We start from the raw sequence: 22,402 nt of genomic DNA on the forward strand, positions 1-22,402 counted from the left end.
GCCAGAGCTGGTCGGCGCCACCGCGGCAGCGGTTCGGCTCGCGGATCGGGTCAGCCGGGAGGCCGCCGCGGGATGACGCGGCGCCCCGGTCGGTGGCGGCCGCGGCCACTACTCCGGCGCTGTGAGCGTCCGGGCCGGGCCGCGGATCCTCGGTCGATCCGTGCCCCTCCCGCCTCCGCCCCGGGCGTTCGATGGGGCGACGCCCGTCTCGGGGCACCAGCCGGGTCGGGGTGGCCGCTGAGGCGACCGGTCGGTCAGAACGGCGGTGGCTCGTCGTCCGGTTTCGGTTTCGGTTTCGGCTGTGGCGGTGGTGGCAGGGGCGGGTCCGTCGCCGGGCGCCGCAGCAGCGGTGTGTCGTGCTTCCGCAGGTCCCGGTCGGTCTCGGCGGCGCTCTGCTCGCCCGGCTCCTCGCGCGGCTCCGCGTCAGGGTCGGGGTCGGGCAGGTCGGGGCGGACGGGTTCGCCGCGGGTGCGGTAGGTGCGCCCCAACGGGCTCCTCCAGCAGAACCGGCCGGGTTCGGGTTGGGTCAGGGTCCAGCCGCGGTCCTTGTCGGCGTGGTGGCGCCCGCAGCAGGGTCCGATGTTGGCCGGCACGGTGGGTCCGCCGTGGTCGTGGTCGGTGGTGTGGTCGAGTTCGGAGCGTCGTGCCGGGCGGGTGCAGCCGGGGCCGACACAGGTGCGGTCCCGGACCTGGACGTGGGTGGCCAGGGGTCCGCGGGCGAACCGGGCGGTGGGGTCGGCGTCGAGCCGGGCGCGCCGGGTGTCGCGGTCGGCCCAGGCGCGGGCGATCTCGGCCAGCAGCGGGTGCCAGCCGGCCAGCTGGGGGTCGGCGGCGTAGCGGTCGAGCTCGTCGAGGCTGATGTGGAGCTCGACGACTCCGCCGCGCACCGGCGGCGGTGTGCCCGGTGCACCTGGCGTCCTCGGTGTCTGCGGCGCGCCCGGTGGTTTCGGGCCGTTCCGGTCGTTCGGGGCGCGGGTGCGGGGGCGGCGGCGCAACGGCCCGGCCAGCAGCAGGTAGCCGTCCGGGTCCACTACCGACAGAACCGGATCCCGATGGCCTCCACCGCGAATGTTCACTCGGAAGGAGCAACACCTGACCTGCAAGCAGGTACCGCGGCGGCCGGGGAAGCGGAGAGGCCGCGCGAGCTGCACCGAGGCAGGCAGGGTGTGTGAGCATCACCCGCGTGACGAACCGGGCCGCCGCGCCGCGCCGCAGGGAGCGGCTGTTCAGGATCGCGCTGCTGGTCAAGGGCGTCGACGGGGCCGCGGAACTGATCACCGCCGGCGTGCTGCTGGCGGTCTCCGGGGCGGCCGTGCACCGGCTGGTGGCCGTCGTGCTCGCCCGCGACCTGCTCGGTCCACCGGACGGAACCCTGGCCCGCCACCTCGTGGCCGGGACCGACGAGTTCGCCTCCGGGAACCGGACGTTCGCCGTCGTGTACCTCGCGGTGCACGGCCTCATCAAGCTCGTGCTCGTACTCGCGCTGCTGCGCCACTGGCGGCCGGCGTACCCGGTGGCGACGGTCGCGCTGGGCGTGTTCGTCGGCTACGAGCTCACCCACGCCGCGTACACCGGATCGGTCCTACTGCTGTTCCTGGCCGCGCTGGACATCGCGGTCATCGTGCTGGTCGCCCTCGAGTACCGGGCCCTCCGACGGGACCCGACCACGACGTGAGTCCGGCCGTGCCGCCGAACCACGCAGCGCCTCCGGGAGGACCGCGCCGTACAGCCGCCACCCCGAGGCCGTCGCCCTCCAGTGCAGCTCCTCCCACGGGTCCGGGTCGATCCGCTCGAACAGGGCCCAGAGCTCCTCCTGGACCCGCAGGGCCTCACGCACGGCGCGACCGACCCGGACGAGCACCCGGGCAAGAACGTTGTCATCCCTGGTCATGGCCTCGATGCTCGCCGCTCGACCACCCCACCGGAACGGGCAGGAACGTCACGGCCCGTCAAGATCCTGCCTCGCTTGTCGGTCCGCAGGACCCGCGGCTAGCGTGCCGGGACGTGGATCACTCCCCGCTCGGTGACGAGCCCGCCCCCGGCCCCCTCGACGGCGTGCTGGTCGCCGACTTCTCGCGGGTCCTGGCCGGCCCGTACGCGACGATGATGCTGGCCGACCTCGGCGCGACCGTGATCAAGGTGGAGGGCCCCGGCGGCGACGACACCCGGACCTGGAAGCCGCCGGCCGTCCACGACCCCGACCACGGCGACATCGCGACCTACTACCTGTCGATCAACCGGAACAAGCGGTCGGTCGTGCTGGACCTGACCGACGCCGAGGATCTGGAGCTCGCCCGCCGGCTGGCCCACCGGGCGGACGTCCTCGTGGAGAACATGAAACCGGGCGGGATGGCGAGGTTCGGCCTCGACCACGCCGCCGTGGCCCGGGACAACCCGTCGGTCGTGTACTGCTCGATCTCCGGGTTCGGCAGCCGCGGCGGCGCCCACCTGCCCGGCTACGACCTGCTCGTCCAGGCGGTCTCCGGGCTGATGAGCCTCACCGGCGAGGCGGACGGGCCGCCGTACCGGGCGGGTGTGGCGGTGTTCGACGTCCTCACCGGACTGCACGCCGCACTGGCGGTGTGCGCGGCGCTGCGGCACCGCGAGCGGACCGGCGAGGGCCAGCTGCTGGAGACCAACCTGCTGTCGGTCGCGATGTCCACACTGGTCAACCAGACCGAGGCCTACGTCGCCGCGGGGGCCGTGCCGCACCGGATGGGCAACGAGCACCCCAGCGTGTTCCCCTACCAGCCGATGCCGACCGCGGACGGCGACCTGATCGTCATTGCGGCCAACGACGGCCAGTTCCGCCGGCTCGCGACCGTGCTCGGCGATCCGGCGATGGCCGAGGACCCCCGGTTCGCCACCATGTCCGACCGCATCGCCCACCGCACCGAGATCGAGGAACGGCTGCGCGCCCGGCTGGCGACCCGCACCGCGCAGGAGTGGTACACCGCGATCACCGAGGCCGGCGTCCCCTGCGGGCCGATCAACACCGTCGACCGGGGCGTCGCGCTGGCCGAGGAGCTGGGCCTGGAGCCGGTCGTCCGGGCCCCCGACGCGGCGGCGGTCCCGACGGTCCGCAACCCGGTCACGTACTCGGCGACCCCGCCGTCCTACCGGCGCTCGCCGCCCGCCATGGGCGCCGACTCCGGCGAGATCCGGGCCTGGCTCGAGAAATAGATAGCGCAACTCTCCACATATCGGATAGTGTGAGTATCCGAACGAGGAGAGGAGTCACCATGGCGCAGTACACCCGGACGACCAACGAACCGGCCGACGGCGAGATCGTCGTCTTCCTGATCGGGATGCGTCTCAACCGGCCGTGGCGGGTCGACGCCTGGGTTCCGGTGTTCACCGCGATGCCGAAGATGCTGGCCGAGCTCTCGAAGGATCCCGGCTCCGGCCTGCTCGGCCACCGGCTGGTCCTCGGCGCCGGCGGACCGATGGTGATCCAGTACTGGCGCGACCGCGAGTCGCTCTACGCCTACGCGAACGACACCGGCCGGCTGCACCGCCCGGCGTGGGCCGCGTTCAACCGGCGGGCGCGCCGGGTGCCCGGGGCGGTCGGGATCTGGCACGAGACGTTCGTCGCGGGCGAGTTCGAGAGCATCTACGGCGACATGCCGCCCGCCGGGCTCGCGAAGGCGCTCGGGGTGCGGCAGATCGACGCGGCCACCGAGGGCGGACGGCGGCGCCTCGCCACCCGGCGCGCCACAGCCTGACCCCTCCGCCCCCGCCCCGGCAGGCCCCGCAGCACGGACGCTCACGAAACCCCGGGAACGCTCACCCGATCTCGCGAGCGTTGCCGGGTTCCGTGAGCGCCGGCAGTGACCGGCGGCGGCCGGCCGGGGCCGGCCGTCCGGTCAGGCCGTGGGCGGTGCCGTGTGCGCCGCCACCACCGGCGGCTCGTGCGGGAACGGCGAGACCGCGACCGCGCTGAGCTGCCCGCTGCACCCCTGCGCCAGCGAGGACGACCCGCGGTCGCGGGTGACGGCGTTCGGGTTGCCGTGCACGCAGAGCCCGTCGTCGCCGTACCCGGGTCGTTCCGGGTCCGGGCGCGGGTCCCACCAGGCCCCGGTGGGCAGCTGCACCACGCCCGGGCGGATGTCCTCGGACAGCCGGGCCGCGGCCAGGCAGGCCCCGCGGTCGTTGTGGATCCGGACGACCTGGCCGTCGGCCACGCCGATCCGGTCGGCGTCGTCCGGGTGGATCCGGACGACCTCGCGACCGGAGCGTTTCGCCCCGGCCGAGTGCGCCCCGAAGTCCAGCTGCGAGTGCAGCCGGGTCGCCGGCTGGTTGGCGACCAGCCAGAACGGGTGCCGCTCGTCGGGGGCCTCGGTGGGCTCCAGCCAGGCCGGGTGGCCGGGGTGGTCGGCGAGACCGTGGCCCGCGATCGTCGCCGAGGCCACCTGGACCTTGCCGGACGGGGTCGGCAGCGGGTGCGCCTGCGGGTCGGCGCGGAACCGGGCGAGTACGCCGCCGTCGTCGGGGCGCTGGGGCAGCTCCAGCTCGCCGCGCGCCCAGAACTCCTCGAAGTCGGGGGCGGCCAGGCCGCGGTCGGCGAGCGCCTTGCGGGTGCGGTCGTACATGTGGACGAGCCACTCCTGCGCCGTGCGGCCCTCGGTGAACGCCTCCCCGTGCCCGAGCCGGTGGGCCAGCTCGGACAGGACGTCGTAGTCGTCGCGCGACTCGCCGTGCCGCGGCACCAGCTGCTTCATCGCGACCACGAGCGGGTCCGAACTGGACGCGCCGATGTCGTCCCGTTCCAGAGTGGTCGTCGACGGGATGACGACGTCGGCGTGCCGCGCCGTCGCCGTCCACATCGGATCGTGCACGACGAAGGTGTCCAGTTCGGCCACCGCCCGACGCAGCCTGCGCAGGTCCTGGTGGTGGTGGAAGGGGTTGCCGCCGGCCCACCAGGCCAGCCGCACGTGCGGGTAGGTGCGCTCGGCCCCGTCGTAGACGTAGGTCCCGCCCGGGTTCAGCAGCATGTCCGCGACCCGGGCCACCGGGATGACGGAGTCGACCGGGTTCTGCGCCCGGGAGAACGTCGGCACCGGCACCGCGGTGCGGGCCCGGCCGTAGTGCCCGAGCGAGCCGAGGCCGTAGTTGAATCCCCCGCCGGGCAGCCCGATCTGGCCGAGGACGGCGGCCAGTGCGGCCCCGCCCCACACCGGCTGCTCGCCGTGCTCGGCCCGCTGCAGGGACTGCGCGAGGGTGATCAGGGTGCGGCCGTAGGCGATCCGCCAGGCGAGCTCGCGGATCACCGTGGCGTCGATGCCGGTGACGGCAGCCGCCCAGTCGGCGTCCTTCACCGGGTCGGCGAACAGGTAGGAGCGCAGCTGCTCCCAGCCGTCGCAGTGCGAGGTGAGGAAGTCGGCGTCGTGCCGGCCGTCGGCGACGACGGTGTGCATCAGCCCGAGCATCAACGCCACGTCGGTGCCGGGGCGGATCGGCAGCCAGGTGGCGTCGACCTCCTCCGGCAGGTCCGGGCGCAGCGGGCTGACCAGCACGAACACCGCACCGCGGTCGCGCGCCGCCCGCATCGCACCGCGCTCGACGTGTCGGCTGACCCCGCCGGCGGCGATCGCGGAGTTCTTCAGCGCCATCCCGCCGAACGCCAGCACGGTGTCGGTGTGCGCGGCCACCTGGTCCCAGCTGACCGCGTACCGGGTGACCGCGTCGAAACTGCCCAGCACCTGCGGCAGGATCACCTCGGCCGCGCCACCGGAGTAGGTGTTGACCGAGCGCGTGTATCCCCCGGTCACGGCCAGGAAGCGGTGCAGCTGGCCCTGCGCGTGGTGGAACCGGCCGGCCGAGGCCCACCCGTAGGACCCGCCGTAGACGGCCGCGTCGCCGTGGGCGGTCCGGACCCGGTGGGTCTCCTCGGCGAGCCGGTCCAGCAGGGCGTCCCAGGACACCGTGCGGTAGCCGTCGCGGCCGCGGGCCGGGTCCCGGCCCGGGCCGCGCTCCCACCAGCCGCGCCGCACCGCCGGGGCGGCCACCCGGGCCGGGTGCGCGACCGCGGCCGGGACGTTGTCCAGCACCGGCGACGGGTCGGGATCACCCGGGTGCGGGCGGACCCGGAGCCGGCTGCCGTCGAAACGGGCGCGGAACACACCCCAGTGCGCGCTGTGGGTCTTCTCGATCTCGGTCACCGCTGCCCACGCTAGGCCGCGCCCGGCCGCATGCGGAAGGCTTCGAGGGGGAAGGTCTCGGCCATGACGACCTCCGCGGAGCTACTCGAAGACCACTTCGGCCGCGTCGACGAGCTCGTGCACGACGTGCTCGACGGCCTCACCGCACCGGACCTCGTGCGCCGGCCGGAGGGCGACGGCGGCCGGGGCAACCCGATCGGCTGGCTGGTCTGGCACCTGCTGCGGGTCCAGGACGACCACGTCGCCGAGGCGTTCGGCACCGGCCAGGTCTGGACCGACGACGGGTGGGCCGACCGGTTCGGCCTCGACCTCGATCCCGCCGACACCGGCTTCGGCCACTCGCCGGAGCAGGTGGACGCCGTCCGGACCACGCCCGCGCTGCTGACCGGGTACGGCGAGGCCGTGCACGCCCGCACCACCGGCCACCTGCGCAACCTCACCGACGACGACCTGTCCCGGGTGCTCCCCCCGACCTACGGCGAGGGGGTCACGCTCGGCGAGCGGCTGGTCAGCGTGCTCGGCGACGACCTGCAGCACGCCGGCCAGGCGGCCTACCTGCGCGGCCTGTTCGGCCGCTGAGCGCGACTCAGCGGCCACGCTCCTCCAGCCACCGCACGGCGAACGCGCAGATGTCGGCCGCGTCGACGACCAGCGTGTCCGCCTCCCCGACCGGGCCCCGGCGACCGCCGCCACCGGCCACGAAGTCGGTGACGATCCGGTCGAAGTGGTCGTCACGGAACGCGGCTGTCACCGGGACGCTCGTGTCGAACTCCTCGACCGTGTGCCACACCGTCGCGCCGGGCGCGGCCAGCGGCACCTCGTACCGGGTGACCCGCTTGCCCGGCAGGTCGGCGAGGTGCTCGGCGTGGTGCAGCAGCGTCATCGTGTCCCACGGCGCGCCGACCATCGCGACCTTCCCACCGGCCGCGACGAGCCGCGCCAGCGGGGAGCCGGTGCCGTAGCCGTAGTCCAGCGGGTGGTCGCGGACGAAGTGTTCCGCATCCGCGCCGAGCGCCGCGATCGAGGCGCCCGGCGAGCCACTGCGCCGCGCGCCGGGCCGGGTGCGCAGGAACTCCGGGAACGCGCCGTTGTCCCGGATCGCCCGGGAGGCCGCCGGGTCGAAGGGCGGCACGTGCGGGCGCAGGCCGTCCGGGACCCGGCCGTCGTCGAGGAACTCCAGGTAGGGCGCCTGCCAGTCGGTGTAGGCCAGCACGGTCCCGCCCGGTGCGACGGCGTCGAGCAGCGCGTCGATCAGCGTGTCCGGCCCGTCGAGCAGCGGGCCGAGCGAGCGGATCCCCGCATGCGCGAGCACCGCCTGCCCGGCGCCGAGCCCGAGTGCGCGCAGGTCCTCGGCCAGGTCGGCGCGGGTGTGCGGCCACGGCGGGGCGGGCATGGGACCGGACGCTAGCGACCTCCGAGCGGGCTGTCACCGGGGTTCCCCCGGCGGGCGCCTACGCTGGTCCGGATGTCCTCCGCACCCACCTCCGTCCCCGACCTGACCGCGCTGGCCGTGCTCGTCGCGGTCGCCCGCACCGGCAGCCTGGCGACCGCCGCGGGCGAGCTCGGCCTGTCCGTGCAGGCCGCCAACGCCCGCATCCGGGCGGTGGAGCAGCAGGTCGGCGCGCCCGTCCTGGAGCGCGGCGCGCGCGGGCGGCGGTCCAGCCGGCTGACCCCGCGCGGGGCGCTGCTGGCCGGGTGGGCCGGCCCGGTGCTCGCCGCCGCCCACGACCTCGACGCCGCGGTCGCCGCGCTGCGGCCGCCCCGCGGCGAGGACCCGGTCGTCGTGGTGGCGGCCGGGCCGACGGCAGCGGAGGGCCTGCTCCCGGCCTGGCTGGTCGAGCTGCGTGACGGGCCCGGCGGGCAGGTGACCCTGCTCGCCACCGACGACCCGGCCACCGCGGTCCGGGACGGCGACGCGGCCGTCGGCATCGTCGAGACCGCCGGGCCGCTGGACAAGCTGCACGCGACGACCGTCGTCACCGACACGCTGGTCGTCGTGGTCCCGCCGGGTCACCCGTGGGCAGGCGGCGCCGGGGTGGACGCCGCCGAGCTCGCCGGCAGCGCCCTGGTCACCCGGGGCCGGGGTGCCGGGTCCCGGCCGGCGCTGGAGGCGGCGCTCGCCGCGGCGGCGCCGGACGTGCCGGTCGCGGCCCCGGCCCGCGAGCTCGCCACCGACGCCGCCGTCCGGGCCGCCGTGCGCGGCGGCGCCGGGCCGGCCGTGCTCCCGCGCCGGGTGGTCACCGCCGACCTCGCCGCCGGCGCCCTGGTCGAGGTGCCGGTGCGCGGCGCCGAGCTCACCCTCGAGTTCCGTGCCGTCTGGCAGGAGGGCACCTCACTGCAGGGCACGGCCCGCGACCTGCTGCGGATCGCCACCGGCGGCCGGATCCGCTGACCCCGCCCGGCGGGCGGCCGGCCATCCGAGGGCCGCGGCGACGAGGCACGCCACCGCACCCAGTGCGAGCCCGCCGCGCCCCCCGAGGTGCTCGGCCACCCAGCCCGCGATCGGACCGCCGATCGGTGTCGACCCGAGGAAGGCGACCGACCACAGCGCCATCACCCGGCCGCGCAGGTGCGGGGCGGCGGCGAGCTGCAGGGTGCTGTTGCCGCCGGACATGAACGCGACGCTCGCCGTCCCGACCAGGCCCATCGCGATCAGCGCGACCCACAGCGCCGGCGCGGCCGCGGCGAGGCCCAGCGCCGCGCCGAACAGGAGCGCGGTCCCCACCAGGGACCGCAGCCCGGTCCGGCCCCGGCCCGCGACGACCAGCCCGCCGAGCACCGCGCCGGCCCCCATCGCGCCGGTGAGGTAGCCGTAGGTGGCGGCGTCGCCGCCGAAGGTCTCCGACGCCACGACCGGCAGCACGACCGGGAACTCGTAGGCCAGGCAGCCGATGAGCGCCATCATCAGCAGCGGCACCCGCAGCTCGGGTTTGCCGCGGACGTGGGCGAGACCCTCCCGCAGCTGGCCGGGTGCGCGCGGCGCGGGCTCGGCCGCGGTGAGCGCGGAGACGTCGAGGCGCAGCAGCGAGGACACGACCGCGACGAAGCTCGCCGCGTTGAGCGCGAAGCACATCCCGGTCCCGCCGGCGACGATCACCAGCCCGGCGACGGCCGGGCCGACCGCGCGGGCCGCGTTGGTGAGCACCGAGTTGAGGGTGACGGCGTTGCGCAGGTCCCCGGGGCCCACCAGCTCGTGCACGAACGTCTGGCGGGCCGGGTTCTCGAACGCCTTGTTCAGCCCGAGCACGGCGGCCAGGACGTAGACGTGCCACAGCGCGACGGTCCCGGTGAGGGTGAGGACGGCGAGCGCCAGCGCCTGCAGGCCCATCAGCGACTGCAGGCCGATCATGAGCCGCCGCCGGTCGAGCCGGTCCACCCAGACCCCGGCGTACGGGCCGAGCAGCAGGGTGGGCAGGGTCTGGACCGCGATCACGGTGCCGAGCACGGCCGCGGACCCGCTCAGCTCGTAGACCAGCCAGGACTGCGCCACCGACTGCATCCAGGTGCCGACCATCGAGATCGACTGGCCGCCGAACCACAGCCGGTAGTTCCGGCCGGAGAGGGCGGCGAAGGTCCGCCCGGAGAGGTCCCGGACCGCGGTCCGGGCGCTCACCGCGGGTCCCGCAGCGAGGTCGCGAGCGCGTCCAGGGCGGGCAGCGCGGCGCGCAGGCCGTCGACGTGGTGTTCGGGCAGGCCGTCGACGTGCCGGGCCAGCAGCCGGGCGCGCTCCTCGCGCTGGCGCCCGTGCTCGGCGGTGCCGGCCTCGGTGGCGGCGACCCGCACGGCGCGCCGGTCGGCGGGGTCGGCGTCGCGCACGAGCAGCCCGGCGGCCTCGAGCTTCCCGGTGAGCCGGGACAGCATCGTCGGGTTCAGCCCCTCGATCGTCGCGAGCTCCCCCATCCCGATCGGCCCGCGCACGACCACCGTCCCGAGCACGGAGACCTGGGTGCGGGTGAGCTCCGACCCGCGGGAGTGCCGGTCGAGCCCGCGCGCGATCCGGGCCAGGTCCACGCGCAGCCGGGTGAGCTCGTCGGGGTCGAGTCCGCTCATCGCCCTCCATTCAGTTGCCTATCGGCAAGCATATACCCGGTGTCGGGAGTCCCCCACCCCGCGTCGGTCTAGGATCCCGCGCCGGGGAAAGGGGTGGGACGCCGATGGACGAGCGCGACCGGGAGCACCTGCGACGCTGCGTCGAGCTGGCCGAGGAGGCCCTCGACGCGGGCGACGAGCCGTTCGGCTCGGTGCTGGTCGACCCGTCCGGCGTGGTGCGGGCCGAGGACCGCAACCGGGTCGCCGGCGGCGACCGGACCCGGCACCCGGAGTTCGCGCTGGCCCGCCGGGCGACCGAGCTGCTGACACCCGCCGAGCGTGCCGGCGCCACCGTCTACACCTCGGGCGAGCACTGCCCGATGTGCGCCGCCGCGCACGCGTGGGTGGGGCTGGGCCGGATCGTGTACGCGAGCTCGACCGCGCAGCTCACCGCCTGGCTGCGGGAGCTCGGGGCGCCGCCGGGCCCGGTACGGCCGCTGCCGGTCCCCGAGGTGGCACCGGGGGTGCGGGTCGAGGGGCCCGACCCGGACCTCGCGCCGCGGGTCCGGGCCCTGCACGAACGGTTCCACCGCGGGAGCTGACGGGCGGAACACGAGAGAGGTCCGGGGCGCGACCGCCCCCGATGCAGCCGCGTCCCGGACCTGGGACGACGGACCGGGAGGCTCCCCAGCACCCGGCCCGTACCGGGGTCCGTACGTTCCTCGTGATACCCGACCCCGCCCGGTGCGAACCACCTCGCGAGCCGGATTCACCCGGCCGGCGGCCAGGACGGACGTCACTGGGCCGGGCAGGTGAACCACCCGCTCACGCGGCGACCGGGAAACGCAGCACGGCGCCGAGGCCGTCGGTGAGGGTCACATCGTCGCCGGGCCGGACGAGCAGCACCGCGCCGTCGGTCGCGGCGACGGCCCGCACCAGCACGTCCGCGGCCGGGCCGGAGCGGGTCGGTCCCCCGGCGAGCACGTCGGCGGAGCGTTCCGCGACGGTCGTCGGGTCGTCACCCACGAGCAGCTCGGTGCCCGGGACCGCGGCGGGGTCGACGAGCAGCGTCTCCACGGCACGCGCCCGGACCGCGTCCACCACCGGCGACAGGCCGGTGACCGCGAGGCCGTCCGTGCGACCGGAGGCGGTCGCGAAGCTCTCCACCGTCTCGGCGCGCCGACGCTCCCGCACCTCGTCGGCCGCGGCCCGGACGGTGTCGTCGACCTGGTCGGGGACCGCTCCCCCGGTGTGCTCGATCTCGGCCATGATCTCCGCCGAGGCCGGCGCGAGCTCGTCCCGCAGCCGGGCCCTTGCCGGGGCGTCACCGGCCACCACCAGCAGGTCGGCGTGCCCGGCGCGCACGAGCGCGTCGACCCGCTCGGCGACGGCCCGGGCGTTGCGCCGCCAGGTCTCCTCCACCCGGGCGTCGGCGTTACCGGCGACGGGGTCGGGCATGTGCGCCTTGTGCACCGGGCCCCCGGGGTCGACCTCGGCGGAGTCGACGGTCTCCACGACGCCGTCGACACCCCGGATCTCGCCGCCGGTGTTGTCGACGGCGGCGACCACGGTCCGCACCTCGTCGACGCCCGCACGGACCACGGCGAGCAGGTCGGGCACCGACCCCCACCGCGCGGAGCCCCGCTCGGGCGGGACCTCGGTGAACCGGTCGAGCAGGACCGCCTCCGTGTCGGCGACGAGCACCCGGCCCGCGGTGCCGTCCGGCACGTCGGCACCGGTGACGGCCCGGTCCAGCACGGCCAGCGTCGCGTCGTCCGCACCGGAGTCCGCGAGCCGCTCCCGCAGGTCCCGCCACCGGAGCCGGTACTGCTCGGTGGCGTCGGCCGTGTCGTGGGTGGCGTCCATGACGACGGTCGCGAACGGCCCGTCGCGGTCGTTGAGGGGTCGGATCCAGTCGGTACGCATCGCCGGGGGTCTTCCCGGCACGCGCGCGGACAAACCCGGCGACCTCACCCGGGCGGAGGTACCGCCGATCGCGTCGTCGACCGCCGGGCGCGGCGCCGTACCCGTCCGGCCACCGGGCGTTGGTCCACGGGCCGGCGGCGCGGACCATCGACGACGTGCTCTACATCGGACCCGGTGACGTCCCCGGCTCGGACGACCACGAGGGGTTCGTCAGCGGCCGCACCCCGGACGGCCGGGACACCGGCATCTGGACCGACGTGCTCGACGACCACCTCGACGGCCCGGCCTACACCGGCTTCCGCGCGGCGTGCGAGTGCGGCTGGCGCGACGACGAGCTCCACGCCCCGGACGCCGACGGCCACCGCGCCGCGCTGCACGGGTTCGTCGACCGCCACTTCGCCGCGATCGCCGGGTACCGTCCCGATCCGGAGCGGGACTTCCTGACCCCGTGGTCGGTCCGCCGGGTCACCCACGCCTGACCGGCCGGGGCGCTCCTCGTGTTCCCTCGCAGCCCCGGGAGTGCCATGCCCGCGCCGAACCGTCACGCCTCCCCCGACCGGCCGGCGCCGGCCCCGGTACTGGCGTTCCGGGTGCTGACGCTCGCCGCGGTCGCCGTGCTCGCCTGGCAGTTCGTCACCGCGGGCGGGCTGTTCACCGGCGGCGACCCCGGCCTGCACGGAGCGGGGGCGATCGTGCTGCACGTCGTGACCGGGCTGGCCGCGCTGGCCGCCGGCTGGCTCCGCGCGGTCCGGGCCGCGCCGTGGTGGCCGGTCGCCGTGGCGGCTTCGGTGTTCGCGTTCAGCTTCGTGCAGGCCTGGTTCGGCGAGATCCCCGGCCTGGTCGTGCACGTCCCGGGGGCGATGGCGCTCACGGCCGGCACGGTCTGGCTGGCCGCGTGGGGGTTCCTGCGGCTGCGGTGAGGGGGTTCTACGCTCCGGCCATGGCCGACGCGCACTCCCCCAGCCCCACCCGCACCGCAGCCGTCGGCCGGACCGGGCTGCCCCGGCACGAGGTACCCACCCACTTCGACGACGGCGCCGCCGACTACGACCGCCTGGTCGGCCTGAACCCCGGCTACCACGACCACCTGCACGCCTCGGCCGCGCGGATGCGGCTCCCGCGCGACGGGGCGGGGCTGCGCCTGCTCGACGCCGGCTGCGGCACCGGCGCGTCCACCGCCGCGCTGCTCGGTGTCGCGCCGCGCGCCGAGATCGTCGCCGTGGACGCGTCGGCCGGCATGCTGGAGCGGGCCCGCACGAAGCCGTGGCCGGCCTCGGTGCGGTTCGTGCACACCGATGTCGAGGCGATGGCGGCCCACGGCGTGACCGGGCCGTTCGACGGGATCCTCGCCGCCTACCTGCTGCGCAACCTCGACGACCCGGACGCGCAGCTGCGCCGCTTCCACGACCTGCTCCGCCCGGGCGGGACCCTGGCCGTGCACGAGTACTCGGTCGCCGACTCGGCCCGCGCCCGCGCGGTGTGGCACGCGGTCTGCTGGGGCGTGATCGTCCCGCTGGGCCGGGCCACGTCCGGCGGGACGGCGCTGTACCGGCATCTGTGGCGCAGCGTGACGACGTTCGACGGCGTCGGGCGGCTGCGCGACCGGATGCGTGCGGCCGGGTTCGACGCCGTCGGGTCCGAGACGATGACCGGCTGGCAGCGCGACGTGGTGCACACCGTGCTGGGGACGCGCCCGTGAGCGTGCGGCCGTGCGACCGGCGGCGGGCCGTCCACCCGCCCGCGGGCGGGCTCGGTGACGCGGGCCTGCTCGGCCGGCGGCCCCGCGTCACCGTCGTCGGGGCCGGGATCGCCGGGCTGGCCGCGGCGACCGGGCTGGCCGAGCGGGGCGTCGTCGTCGAGGTGCTCGAGTCCGAGCCCTACCTGGGCGGCCGGGTGGGCGGCTGGTCCGCGACCCTGCCGGACGGCACCCCGGTCTCGACGGGGCGCGGGTTCCACGCGTTCTTCCGGCAGTACTACAACCTGCGCCAGCTGCTGCGGCGCGGCGACCCCGGCCTGGAGCACCTCGTCGCGCTGGACGACTACCCGCTGGTCGACGCCGGGGGCCGGCGTGACACGTTCCGCGGCCTGCCCCGCACGCCGCCGTGGAACGCCGTGCTGTTCGCGCTGCGCAGCCCCACGTTCCGGCCCGCGGACCTGGCGCGCCTGGACCCCCGCGCGGCGGCGCCGCTGGGCTGCGTGTCCGTCCCCGCGATCTACGACGCGCTGGACCACGTCGACGCCGAGAGCTTCCTCTCCTCGATCAACTTCCCGCCGGCCGCACGGCACCTGGCGTTCGAGGTGTTCTCCCGCAGCTTCTTCGCGCCGCCGTCGGCGATGTCGGCCGCCGAGCTCGCGACGATGTTCCACATCTACTTCCTCGGCTCCTCCGAGGGGCTGACGTTCGACGTCCCGGACGACGGCTTCGACGTCGCACTGTGGGAACCGTTGCGGCACTACCTGTCCGCCCGGGGTGTCACGTTCCGCACCGGGACCGCCGTGTCCTCGGTGGAGCGGGACGTCACCAGTGGACGGTTCCACGTGAATCATTCGTCCGGCGGTGTCTCCACTGCGGACGCCGTGGTCTTGGCGGCCGACGTCCGGGGTCTGCAGGAGATCGTGGCGGCCTCCCCCGGGCTCGGCCCGGCGAGCTCGTCGGTCGCCGGGCCGGACGCGCTGGACCGCTGGCGCGCCGACGTCGCCGCGCTCGGCACCGCGCCGCCGTTCCTGGTGCAGCGTCTCTGGCTCGACCGTCCGCTGCGCGCGGACCGGCCGCCGTTCCTCGGCACCGGTGGCCTCGACCCGCTGGACAACGTCTCGCTCCCGGACCGCTACGAGCGCGACGCGGCGGCCTGGGCGGCCCGGACCGGCGGGTCGGTCGTGGAGCTGCACGCCTACGCGGCGACCGTGCCGGCCGGGGCCGGCGAGGACGCCTGGACCGCCGAGCTGCGGGCCCGCTGCCTCGCCCGGCTGCACGAGGTGTACCCGGAGACCGCCGCCGCCCGGACCGTCGGCGAGCTGGTCGAGTGGCGTGCCGACTGCCCGATGTTCGGGGTCGGCGCGTTCGCGCGCCGGCCCACGGTCGCCACCCCGGTCGACGGCCTCGTGCTCGCCGGGGACGGCATCCGGATCGACCTGCCGGTCGCGCTGATGGAACGCGCGGCGAGCACCGGCTGGCAGGCCGGGAACCGGCTGCTGGCCGGCTGGGGGCTCGCCGGGCACCCGCTCGAGACCGTCCCCACCGGCGGGCGGCTCGGGCCGCTGACGCGGGCCGCCGGGTACGCGATGCAGCGCCGGCGGGAGGGGACGCGACGTCGCCGAGGGGGAACGCCATGACCCTGCTGCCCCGGTTCACCGCACTGTCCCGGATCACCGCGCGCTGGCCCGCCTCGTGGCCGCTGCAGCCGCTGCCCGCCGCCGACTGGGCCCGCCAGGAGCCCACCCATGCCGACGCCGACCCGGCGCTGATCTCCGCGGCGCTGGAGCGGGCCCGCGCCCGGCCGTCCGGGAACTGGTTCGTGGTCGCGGCGAGCCGGGAGGTCCGGGCGGACCGGCCGTTCGGCACCCGGGTCGGCGGGCGCGAGCTCGTCGCCTGGCGGGACACCGGCGGCCAGGTGCGGATCGGGCCGGGGGCCTGCCCGCACCTCGGGGCGCCGATGGCGCTGGCCGCGGTCGACCGCGGCGAGCTGGTGTGCCGCTGGCACGGCCTGCGCCTCGGTGCGCGGCCGGGGCCCGGCTGGTCGCCGTACCCGGCGCACGACGACGGCGTGCTGGTCTGGGCCCGGCTCGACGCCCTCGGCGGCGAGGACCCCACCGAGGTGCCCGTGGTCCCGCGCCGCCCGGCCGGGCGCACCCTGGACGCGGTCACCACGCTCACCGGGGTCTGCGAGCCCGAGGACATCGTCGCCAACCGGCTCGACCCGTGGCACGGCGCCTGGTTCCATCCGTACTCGTTCCAGCGGCTGACCGTGGAGTCCGCACCGGCCGCCCGCGGCGTGGCCGAGGGCGACGACCGGTTCACCGTCGCGGTCACGTTCAAGGTCGGGCCGGGGCTCGGCGTCCCGGTCCGGGCCGAGTTCGTGTGCCCGGAGCCGCGCACGGTCGTGATGCGGATCCTCGAGGGCGAGGGCGCCGGCAGCGTCGTCGAGACGCACGCGACCCCGCGCGGCCCGGGGCGGGACGGGCGGCCGCGGACCTCGGTGATCGAGGCCGTCGTCGCCGGGTCGGAGCGGCCCGGGTTCGCCGTCGCGTCCCGGCTGGCGCCGGCGATCCGGCCGGCCATGACCGCCGCCGCGACCCGGCTGTGGCGCGACGACCTCGACTACGCCGAACGCCGCTACGCGCTGCGCACGCCCTGAGGCCCAGCGGTCGGGGGCCGAAGCATCGGTACTGCGGGTTCACAGGGGCTCACAGATAGGGATCGGTGATCTCCCGCAGCCGGGTGAGCGTGTCGCGCAGCTGCTGCATGCGCTCGGCACCCAGGTGCGCGGTCCACTCGGCCTCGATCTCGGCGATGGTGGCGGCGCCGACCGGGATCGTGGCCGCGCCGCGCTCGGTGATCCGGACCAGGCGCGCCCGGGCGTCGGACGGGTCCGGGGCGCGTTCGACGTACCCGGCGCGTTCGAGCTGGTCGACCAGGAACCCGGCGGTCTGCTTCGTGACCTGGGCGGCCTCGGCGAGCTCGGTGAGGCGGCTGCCGTCCGGACCGATCCGCTGGAAGACCCGGGCCTGGGCGGGGGTGATGTCGGCGAAGCCCGCCTCGGCCAGCGCCCGGAACACCCGGCCCTCCAGGGCGCGGTACGGGATGTAGAGCAGCAGCCCGATGTTCAGCTCCTCCGCCATGCACGTGCTCCTTGCTGCAGTACGAGACTCTGACTATATTGGTCAGAGGCTGATACTAACCCGAGGAGACGTCATGGACCGGGACGCGATGTGGCAGGTCCTCGACTCCGAGCGTGACCGGGCGGCCGATCTCCTCGAGTCGCTGTCACCGGAGGAGTGGGAGCGGCCGACGCCGTGCGCCGGCTGGCGGGTGCGCGAGGTCGCCGCCCACCTCGCGCTCGGCCCGCGGACCACCGTGCGGCAGGTGCTCGTCGAGATCGTCCGGGCCCGCGGGTCCTTCGACCGGATGATCGACCAGACCGCCCGGCGGCACGCCCGCCGCCCGGCCCCGCAGCTGGTCGCCGACCTGCGCGGGTGCGTCGGGTCCCGGCGGCTCGCCCCGGGCCAGACGCTCGCCGTCGCGATGATGGACGCCCTGGTGCACGGCCAGGACATCGCCGTCGCCGTCGGCCGCCGGCACCCGGTGCCGCCGGAGGCCGGGCGGGTCGCGGCCGAGCTCCTGTGGCGCACCGGCTTCCCGTTCCACGCCCGCCGCAGGCTCGCGGGGTTCGCGTTGCGCGCGACCGACGCCGACTGGAGCGCGGGGACCGGCGCCGAGATCAGGGGCCCGATCGAGGCGCTGCTGCCGCTGCTCGCCGGGCGCACGGCCACCCTGCCCCGGCTGGGCGGGGCCGGTGCGGCCGTGCTCGCGGCACGGCGGTCCGAGCCGGCGCCCGCGCCGCGCGGCGGGCAGCCCTGAGGCGGCCATCACCCGAACGCTCACCGAACCCCGGCGTCGCTCACGCGATCCGGCGAGCGTTCCCGCATTCGGGCGTTCCCGTCCATGGCACCGCGGCAGTCGGCGCGGTGGTCCCGGTCGCCCGGACCCGGCGTCCGGTGCAGCCGGTCACCCGGCCGGGTCGGCCGTCGCCGTCACCCCGCCCTGGCGCAGCGCCCGGGGCGGCGCCCCGAACCACCGCCGCGACGCCCGGGTGAGCGCCGACTGCTCCGCCAGCCCCACCATGGCCGCGACCTGTGTGAACGGCAGGTCGGTCCGGGTGATGAGGCGTTCGGCGACGTCCCGGCGGGCCTCGTCGACGATCTCCTCGAACGTGGTGCCCTCGGCCGCGAGGTGCCGCTGCAGGGTGCGCGGGTGGACCCGCAGCAGCCGGGCGACCGATCCGATCCGCACCGGCCCGGTCCCCAGCGAGCGGTCCACGGCCGTGCGGACCCGGTCGGTGACCCGGCGGCCCGGGCGGTCGAAGTGGGTCTCCAGGTACTCGATCGCGATCGTCCGCACGGTCTCGTCGCCGTCCAGCGGGCGGCTCAGCAGGTCCGCGGGCACCCGCAGGACCGCGTCCGGCCGGCCGAAGCGCACCTCGGCGCCGAAGAAGTCCCGGTAGCGCTGCTCCGGCGCCAGCGCCGGGTGCGGCAGGTGCACCGAGCGGAGGCCGTAGGAGCCGCCGGCCAGCAGCGTCACGATCCGGTGCATCACCCCCACGCCGAGGTCGGCCACGTGCGGCGGCAGCGGGTCGGTGCTGCCGTACTCCAGCCCCGTGACGCCGGCGACGCCCTCCGGATCGGCGACCGCGGCGATCGTGAGGGCAGGGCTGTGCACGTAGAGGTATTTCGACGCGCAGTCCAGCGCGTCGCCCAGCGACGCCGAGTTCTCGACGGCGACCGCGAGCGGGCCCAGGATCTCCGGGCCCTGCCGTTCGGCCAGCCGCAGGCCGAGATCGGCGCAGCGCAGCTCCGCGGCCGCGGTCTCCAGCACCCGGGCGACCGACCGGGTGGGGACCAGCGCGTCCGGGTCGGCGCCGTCCACCGCGGACACCGGGATGCGGAACCGCGCGAGCATCTCCGGGCCGTCGCCGCCGAGCTCCCCGATCAGCTCCGGAAGCCCGCGCAACGCCCTCGCCCGGGTGAGCGATCCCGTTCCCATGTCGCATCAGGTTAAGTAGTTGTCGCGCGCGGTCAAGTTACCGCCGGTAGGTTTCGGGCACACTGGGACCGGCCAGCAAGGTCAGTGCAGTGCACAGTCAGTGCAACGGTCAGTGCAGACGACGGCAGAGCAGGAGGCCGCTCCATGACGCAGCCCACCTCGGAGAACGGCACCGAACATCACGACGTGATCATCGTCGGGGCCGGCCTGTCCGGGATCGGCGCCGCCTGCCGGCTCCAGCAGGAGCTGCCCGGCAAGGACTACGTGATCCTCGAGGGCCGCGACGACATCGGCGGCACCTGGGACCTGTTCCGCTACCCGGGCATCCGCTCGGACTCGGACATGTTCACCCTCGCCTACCCGTTCAAGCCGTGGCGGGAACGCAAGTCGATCGCCGACGGGCACAGCATCCGCGGCTACATCACCGATGCGGCCCGCGAGCACGGCGTGACGGGCCGCATCCGGTTCGGTACCCGGGTCGTCGGGGCGTCCTGGGACTCGGCCACCGCGCGCTGGACCGTGGACGCCGAGACCGCGGACGGCCCCCGGCGCTACACCTGCGCGTTCCTGTTCATGTGCTCGGGCTACTACGACTACGACCAGGGCTACCAGCCGGACTTCCCCGGCCGGGAGGACTTCGCCGGCACCTGGGTGCACCCCCAGTTCTGGCCGGAGGACCTCGACTACGCCGGCAAGCGCGTCGTCGTCATCGGCTCCGGCGCCACCGCGGTCACGCTGATCCCGTCGCTGGCCGAGCACGCCGCGCACGTGACGATGCTGCAGCGCTCGCCGTCGTACCTGACGGTGCTGCCCGGCACCGACCCGGTCGCCGACCGGCTCCGGCGCCACCTGCCCGCCTCGCTCGCGCACCGCATCCTGCGCCTGCAGTACGTCGCCCTCACCCAGGGCTTCTACCAGCTGGCCCGGCGCCGCCCCGAGCGCGTCAAGAAGGTGCTGCGCGGGCTGGCCCTGCGGTTCCTCCAGGACGAGTCCTACGTGGACCAGCACTTCACGCCGTCCTACGAGCCGTGGGACCAGCGCCTCTGCGTGGTCCCCGAGGGCGACTTCTTCCGGTCCATCTCCCGGGGGGCCGCGTCGGTCGTCACCGACCACATCGACCGGATCACCGAGAAGGGCATCCGGCTGCGCTCCGGCGAGGAGCTCGAGGCGGACATCATCGTCTCGGCGACCGGGCTGTCGCTGAAGCCGCTGGGCGGCATGACGATCCACGTCGACGGTGAGCAGGTCGACATCGGCAAGACGGTCACCTACCGGGGCCTGATGCTCTCCGGCGTCCCGAACCTGGCGTTCTGCATCGGCTACGTCAACGCGTCCTGGACGCTGCGTGCCGACCTGGTCGCCCGCTACGTCCCGCGGCTGCTGGCGCTCATGGACCGCGAGCGGATCGCGATCGCGACGCCGGCACCCTCGGTGTCGCCGGACCGGCCGCTGCTGGACCTGCAGTCCGGCTACGTGAAGCGCTCCGAGCACCTGTTCCCCCGCCAGGGCCGCAAGGACCCGTGGCGGCTGCGGCAGAACTTCTTCCTGGACGCGATCGGCCTCGGCCGGGCCGACCTCAAGAAGGACATGCTGCTCACCCCCGCCTCGGTGCTCGGGAGCCGCACGGGCGCCGTGCCGGCACCGACGGCGTCCGGCATCGCCGCCGACCCGGCACCCGCCGGCACCGTCGGCGCGCAGGAGGTGGCGTCGTGAGCCGCCGCACCCCGTTCCGCTTCGCGGAGGGCACCGCCGTGGTCACCGGGGCCGCGGGCGGCATGGGCGAGCACGTGGCCCGGCTGCTCGCCGCCCGCGGCAGCGACCTCGTGCTCGTCGACCGGGACGGCGGGCGGCTCGAGTCCGTCGCGGCCGGGATCCGGGCCAAGCACCCCGGCCTGTCGGTGACCACCGAGACCGTCGACCTCGCCGAGCGCGACGCCGTCGACGCCCTCGCGACGCGGGTCCGCGCCGCGCACCCGGAGATCCGGCTGCTGGTGAACAACGCCGGCGTCGCGCTGGGCGGCGACTTCGCCCGGCTGACCCTGGACGAGTTCGACCGGGTCATGGACGTCAACTTCCGGGCCCCGGTCCGGCTCACGCACGCGCTGCTGCCCACCCTCACCGCACGGCCCGGGGCGCACGTGGTGAACGTGTCCAGCCTCTTCGGGCTGATCGCCCCACCGGGCCAGTCGGCGTACTGCTCGTCGAAGTTCGCGCTGCGCGGCTTCTCCGAGGTGCTGCGGGCCGAGCTCGCCCCGCTCGGCGCGACCGTGACGACCGTCCACCCGGGCGGCATCCGGACCGGTATCGCGGCGTCCGCGCCGGCCGGTGTCAACATCCCGGCCGAGGAGGCCGAGCAGGGCAGGCGCGAGTTCGAGAAGCTGCTCACCTTCCCGGCCGACAAGGCCGCCGCGCTGATCGTCGACGCCGTCGCGCAGCGCAGACCGCGGCTGCTCATCGGGGCCAGCGCGAAGATCCCCGACGCGCTCGCCCGGATCGCCCCCGCGAGCAGCCTGCGGATCTTCGCCCGGCTCGTCGGAGCCTCCGGGAGGCGGACCCCGGCGGGTGCCCGGTGAGCCCGCTGCCCGCCACCCGGTTCGTCGACGTCCGCGGCACCCGCATCCGGGTCCGCGAGTCCGGCGACCCCGCAGGCGAGCCGGTCCTGCTGCTGCACGGCATCGGCCGGAGCCTGGAGGACTGGGACGACCAGCACGCCCACCTCGCCGGGTACCGGGTGGTCGCCGCCGACCTCGCCGGGTTCGGCTACTCGGACCGCGTGCCCGGACCGGCCACCCTGGAGAAGCTGGCCGACACGGCCGTCGCCACCCTCGACGCGCTCGGCGAGACCCGGCCGGCGCACCTCATGGGCAACTCCCTCGGCGGCGCCGTCGCCCTGCTGATCTCGGTCCGGCACCCGGACCGGGTGACCTCGCTGGTGCTCGCCGACCCGGCCGGCTTCGGGAGCGAGGTGACACCCGCGCTGCGGATCCTGGGCGTGCCGGTGCTCGGCCGGTTCCTGCTGGGCCGGTTCGACGCCCGGGCCGCCCGGCAGACCGAGCGCTCGCTGTTCGTGGACCGGTCGCTGGTCACCGAGGAACGGGTGCAGCGCGGGCTCGACATCGGGCGGCGGCCGGAGTTCGCGCAGACCTTCCTCGACATCGCCACCGGGCTCGGCACCGTACAGGGGGTGCGGCCGGGGTGGCGACGGGCGCTGCTCGCCGCGGCCGCGCGGGCGCCGAGGCCGACCCTGGTGGTGTGGGGCGAGCGGGACCTGATCCTGCCGGCCTCCCAGCTGCGGGCGGCGGCGCGGGCGCTGCCGCACGTGACCACGCACGTGTTCGGCCGGGTCGGGCACATGCCGCAGATCGAGGCGGCCGGGGAGTTCGCGGCGCTCGCGCTCGGCCACATCGGCTCCCGGGCGGAGACGACCGCCGTCCGTGCACCGGTTCCGGCCGGCGCCGGCCGCGTCGCCGCCGTGCCCGGGGCCTGATCAGGAACCGGCCGGTACCGTCGGGCACCGGGACCGGGA

General features: G+C 75.8%; 23 protein-coding genes. 15 read left to right on the forward strand and 8 right to left on the reverse strand.

Annotated features, from left to right (window positions below; translation table 11 throughout):
* Positions 1-254 precede the first annotated feature (254 nt).
* The gene (locus H7X46_RS15130) at positions 255-1,031 is read right to left on the reverse strand and encodes an HNH endonuclease signature motif containing protein (RefSeq protein WP_186360016.1); all 777 of its coding nucleotides are present in this window, start codon (positions 1,029-1,031) and stop codon (positions 255-257) included.
* A gap of 137 nt (positions 1,032-1,168) precedes the next feature.
* Between H7X46_RS15130 and H7X46_RS15135 the strand changes: the two genes are divergently transcribed.
* The 3 genes from H7X46_RS15135 (at position 1,169) to H7X46_RS15145 (ending at position 3,725) form a co-directional block, all read left to right on the forward strand.
* Positions 1,169-1,675 carry a DUF2127 domain-containing protein gene (locus H7X46_RS15135; protein ID WP_370588784.1) on the forward strand — a complete coding sequence of 169 codons (507 nt, stop codon included), beginning with the start codon at positions 1,169-1,171 and terminating at the stop codon, positions 1,673-1,675.
* Positions 1,676-2,004: 329 nt separating this feature from the next.
* Entirely contained in the window at positions 2,005-3,183 is a 1,179-nt protein-coding gene (locus H7X46_RS15140; RefSeq protein WP_186360017.1) for a CoA transferase, read from the forward strand.
* A 59-nt stretch (positions 3,184-3,242) separates the two neighbouring features.
* Entirely contained in the window at positions 3,243-3,725 is a 483-nt protein-coding gene (locus tag H7X46_RS15145; RefSeq protein WP_186360018.1) for a DUF4188 domain-containing protein, read from the forward strand.
* A 141-nt stretch (positions 3,726-3,866) separates the two neighbouring features.
* Here H7X46_RS15145 and H7X46_RS30720 read toward each other — a convergent pair whose 3' ends face one another.
* The gene (locus tag H7X46_RS30720) at positions 3,867-6,161 is read right to left on the reverse strand and encodes a molybdopterin-dependent oxidoreductase (protein WP_186360019.1); all 2,295 of its coding nucleotides are present in this window, start codon (positions 6,159-6,161) and stop codon (positions 3,867-3,869) included.
* Positions 6,162-6,224: 63 nt separating this feature from the next.
* On the opposite strand from H7X46_RS30720, the gene H7X46_RS15155 reads away from it, so the two are divergent.
* On the forward strand, positions 6,225-6,740 hold the full coding sequence (locus tag H7X46_RS15155) for a DinB family protein (RefSeq protein ID WP_186360020.1): 516 nt from the start codon (positions 6,225-6,227) through the stop codon (positions 6,738-6,740).
* Between the two features lie 7 nt (positions 6,741-6,747).
* Here the strand turns inward: H7X46_RS15155 and aac(3) are convergent, their stop codons facing one another.
* A complete protein-coding gene (aac(3), locus tag H7X46_RS15160) occupies positions 6,748-7,554 on the reverse strand; it encodes an aminoglycoside 3-N-acetyltransferase (RefSeq protein WP_186360021.1) in 807 nt (268 codons plus the stop codon).
* Positions 7,555-7,626: 72 nt separating this feature from the next.
* Here aac(3) and H7X46_RS15165 point away from each other — a divergent pair, with 72 nt between their 5' ends.
* A complete protein-coding gene (locus H7X46_RS15165) occupies positions 7,627-8,553 on the forward strand; it encodes a LysR family transcriptional regulator (RefSeq protein WP_186360022.1) in 927 nt (308 codons plus the stop codon).
* Here H7X46_RS15165 and H7X46_RS15170 read toward each other — a convergent pair.
* Complete coding sequence (locus H7X46_RS15170; protein WP_186360023.1) at positions 8,494-9,774, reverse strand: MFS transporter; 1,281 nt, start codon at positions 9,772-9,774, stop codon at positions 8,494-8,496. The genes H7X46_RS15165 and H7X46_RS15170 overlap by 60 nt on opposite strands.
* Positions 9,771-10,211, reverse strand: coding sequence for a MarR family winged helix-turn-helix transcriptional regulator (locus H7X46_RS15175; RefSeq protein WP_222131322.1), 441 nt, complete (start codon positions 10,209-10,211; stop codon positions 9,771-9,773). Before H7X46_RS15175 ends, H7X46_RS15170 begins: the two co-directional genes overlap by 4 nt.
* A 104-nt stretch (positions 10,212-10,315) precedes the next feature.
* Between H7X46_RS15175 and H7X46_RS15180 the strand changes: the two genes are divergently transcribed.
* Positions 10,316-10,792 (forward strand): nucleoside deaminase, encoded by a 477-nt coding sequence (locus H7X46_RS15180; RefSeq protein WP_186360024.1) that lies wholly within the window; start codon positions 10,316-10,318, stop codon positions 10,790-10,792.
* A gap of 223 nt (positions 10,793-11,015) precedes the next feature.
* Here the strand turns inward: H7X46_RS15180 and H7X46_RS15185 are convergent, their stop codons facing one another.
* Positions 11,016-12,116, reverse strand: coding sequence for a hypothetical protein (locus tag H7X46_RS15185; protein WP_186360025.1), 1,101 nt, complete (start codon positions 12,114-12,116; stop codon positions 11,016-11,018).
* Positions 12,117-12,271: 155 nt separating this feature from the next.
* Between H7X46_RS15185 and H7X46_RS15190 the strand changes: the two genes are divergently transcribed.
* Genes H7X46_RS15190 through H7X46_RS15210 form a run of 5 tightly spaced genes read left to right on the forward strand, consistent with a single transcriptional unit; the run spans position 12,272 to position 16,471 of the window.
* Complete coding sequence (locus tag H7X46_RS15190; RefSeq protein WP_186360026.1) at positions 12,272-12,595, forward strand: hypothetical protein; 324 nt, start codon at positions 12,272-12,274, stop codon at positions 12,593-12,595.
* Positions 12,596-12,640: 45 nt separating this feature from the next.
* Positions 12,641-13,036 carry a hypothetical protein gene (locus H7X46_RS15195; RefSeq protein ID WP_186360027.1) on the forward strand — a complete coding sequence of 132 codons (396 nt, stop codon included), beginning with the start codon at positions 12,641-12,643 and terminating at the stop codon, positions 13,034-13,036.
* Positions 13,037-13,056: 20 nt separating this feature from the next.
* Positions 13,057-13,815: a class I SAM-dependent methyltransferase gene (locus tag H7X46_RS15200; RefSeq protein ID WP_186360028.1), complete on the forward strand. Its 759-nt coding sequence runs from the start codon at positions 13,057-13,059 to the stop codon at positions 13,813-13,815.
* Positions 13,812-15,449 (forward strand): FAD-dependent oxidoreductase, encoded by a 1,638-nt coding sequence (locus tag H7X46_RS15205; RefSeq protein WP_186360029.1) that lies wholly within the window; start codon positions 13,812-13,814, stop codon positions 15,447-15,449. Before H7X46_RS15200 ends, H7X46_RS15205 begins: the two co-directional genes overlap by 4 nt.
* Entirely contained in the window at positions 15,446-16,471 is a 1,026-nt protein-coding gene (locus H7X46_RS15210; protein WP_186360030.1) for a DUF5914 domain-containing protein, read from the forward strand. Before H7X46_RS15205 ends, H7X46_RS15210 begins: the two co-directional genes overlap by 4 nt.
* Positions 16,472-16,520: 49 nt before the next feature.
* Here the strand turns inward: H7X46_RS15210 and H7X46_RS15215 are convergent, their stop codons facing one another.
* Positions 16,521-16,955 (reverse strand): MarR family winged helix-turn-helix transcriptional regulator, encoded by a 435-nt coding sequence (locus H7X46_RS15215; RefSeq protein ID WP_186360031.1) that lies wholly within the window; start codon positions 16,953-16,955, stop codon positions 16,521-16,523.
* Positions 16,956-17,028: 73 nt separating this feature from the next.
* Here H7X46_RS15215 and H7X46_RS15220 point away from each other — a divergent pair, with 73 nt between their 5' ends.
* Entirely contained in the window at positions 17,029-17,694 is a 666-nt protein-coding gene (locus H7X46_RS15220; protein ID WP_186360032.1) for a maleylpyruvate isomerase family mycothiol-dependent enzyme, read from the forward strand.
* Positions 17,695-17,841: 147 nt separating this feature from the next.
* On the opposite strand, the gene H7X46_RS15225 is transcribed toward H7X46_RS15220, so the two are convergent.
* The gene (locus H7X46_RS15225; RefSeq protein WP_186360033.1) at positions 17,842-18,876 is read right to left on the reverse strand and encodes an AraC family transcriptional regulator ligand-binding domain-containing protein; all 1,035 of its coding nucleotides are present in this window, start codon (positions 18,874-18,876) and stop codon (positions 17,842-17,844) included.
* Between the two features lie 144 nt (positions 18,877-19,020).
* Between H7X46_RS15225 and H7X46_RS15230 the strand changes: the two genes are divergently transcribed.
* From H7X46_RS15230 to H7X46_RS15240, 3 genes are read left to right on the forward strand one after another with little or no spacing between them, the layout of a single operon-like run.
* Complete coding sequence (locus H7X46_RS15230; RefSeq protein WP_186360034.1) at positions 19,021-20,589, forward strand: NAD(P)/FAD-dependent oxidoreductase; 1,569 nt, start codon at positions 19,021-19,023, stop codon at positions 20,587-20,589.
* A complete protein-coding gene (locus H7X46_RS15235; protein ID WP_186360035.1) occupies positions 20,586-21,449 on the forward strand; it encodes an SDR family NAD(P)-dependent oxidoreductase in 864 nt (287 codons plus the stop codon). The genes H7X46_RS15230 and H7X46_RS15235 overlap by 4 nt, the downstream gene beginning before the upstream one ends.
* Positions 21,446-22,363 (forward strand): alpha/beta fold hydrolase, encoded by a 918-nt coding sequence (locus tag H7X46_RS15240; protein WP_370588785.1) that lies wholly within the window; start codon positions 21,446-21,448, stop codon positions 22,361-22,363. The genes H7X46_RS15235 and H7X46_RS15240 overlap by 4 nt, the downstream gene beginning before the upstream one ends.
* Positions 22,364-22,402: the final 39 nt, after the last annotated feature.

It is taken from the genome of Pseudonocardia sp. C8 (assembly GCF_014267175.1).
Lineage (GTDB): Bacteria > Actinomycetota > Actinomycetes > Mycobacteriales > Pseudonocardiaceae > Pseudonocardia.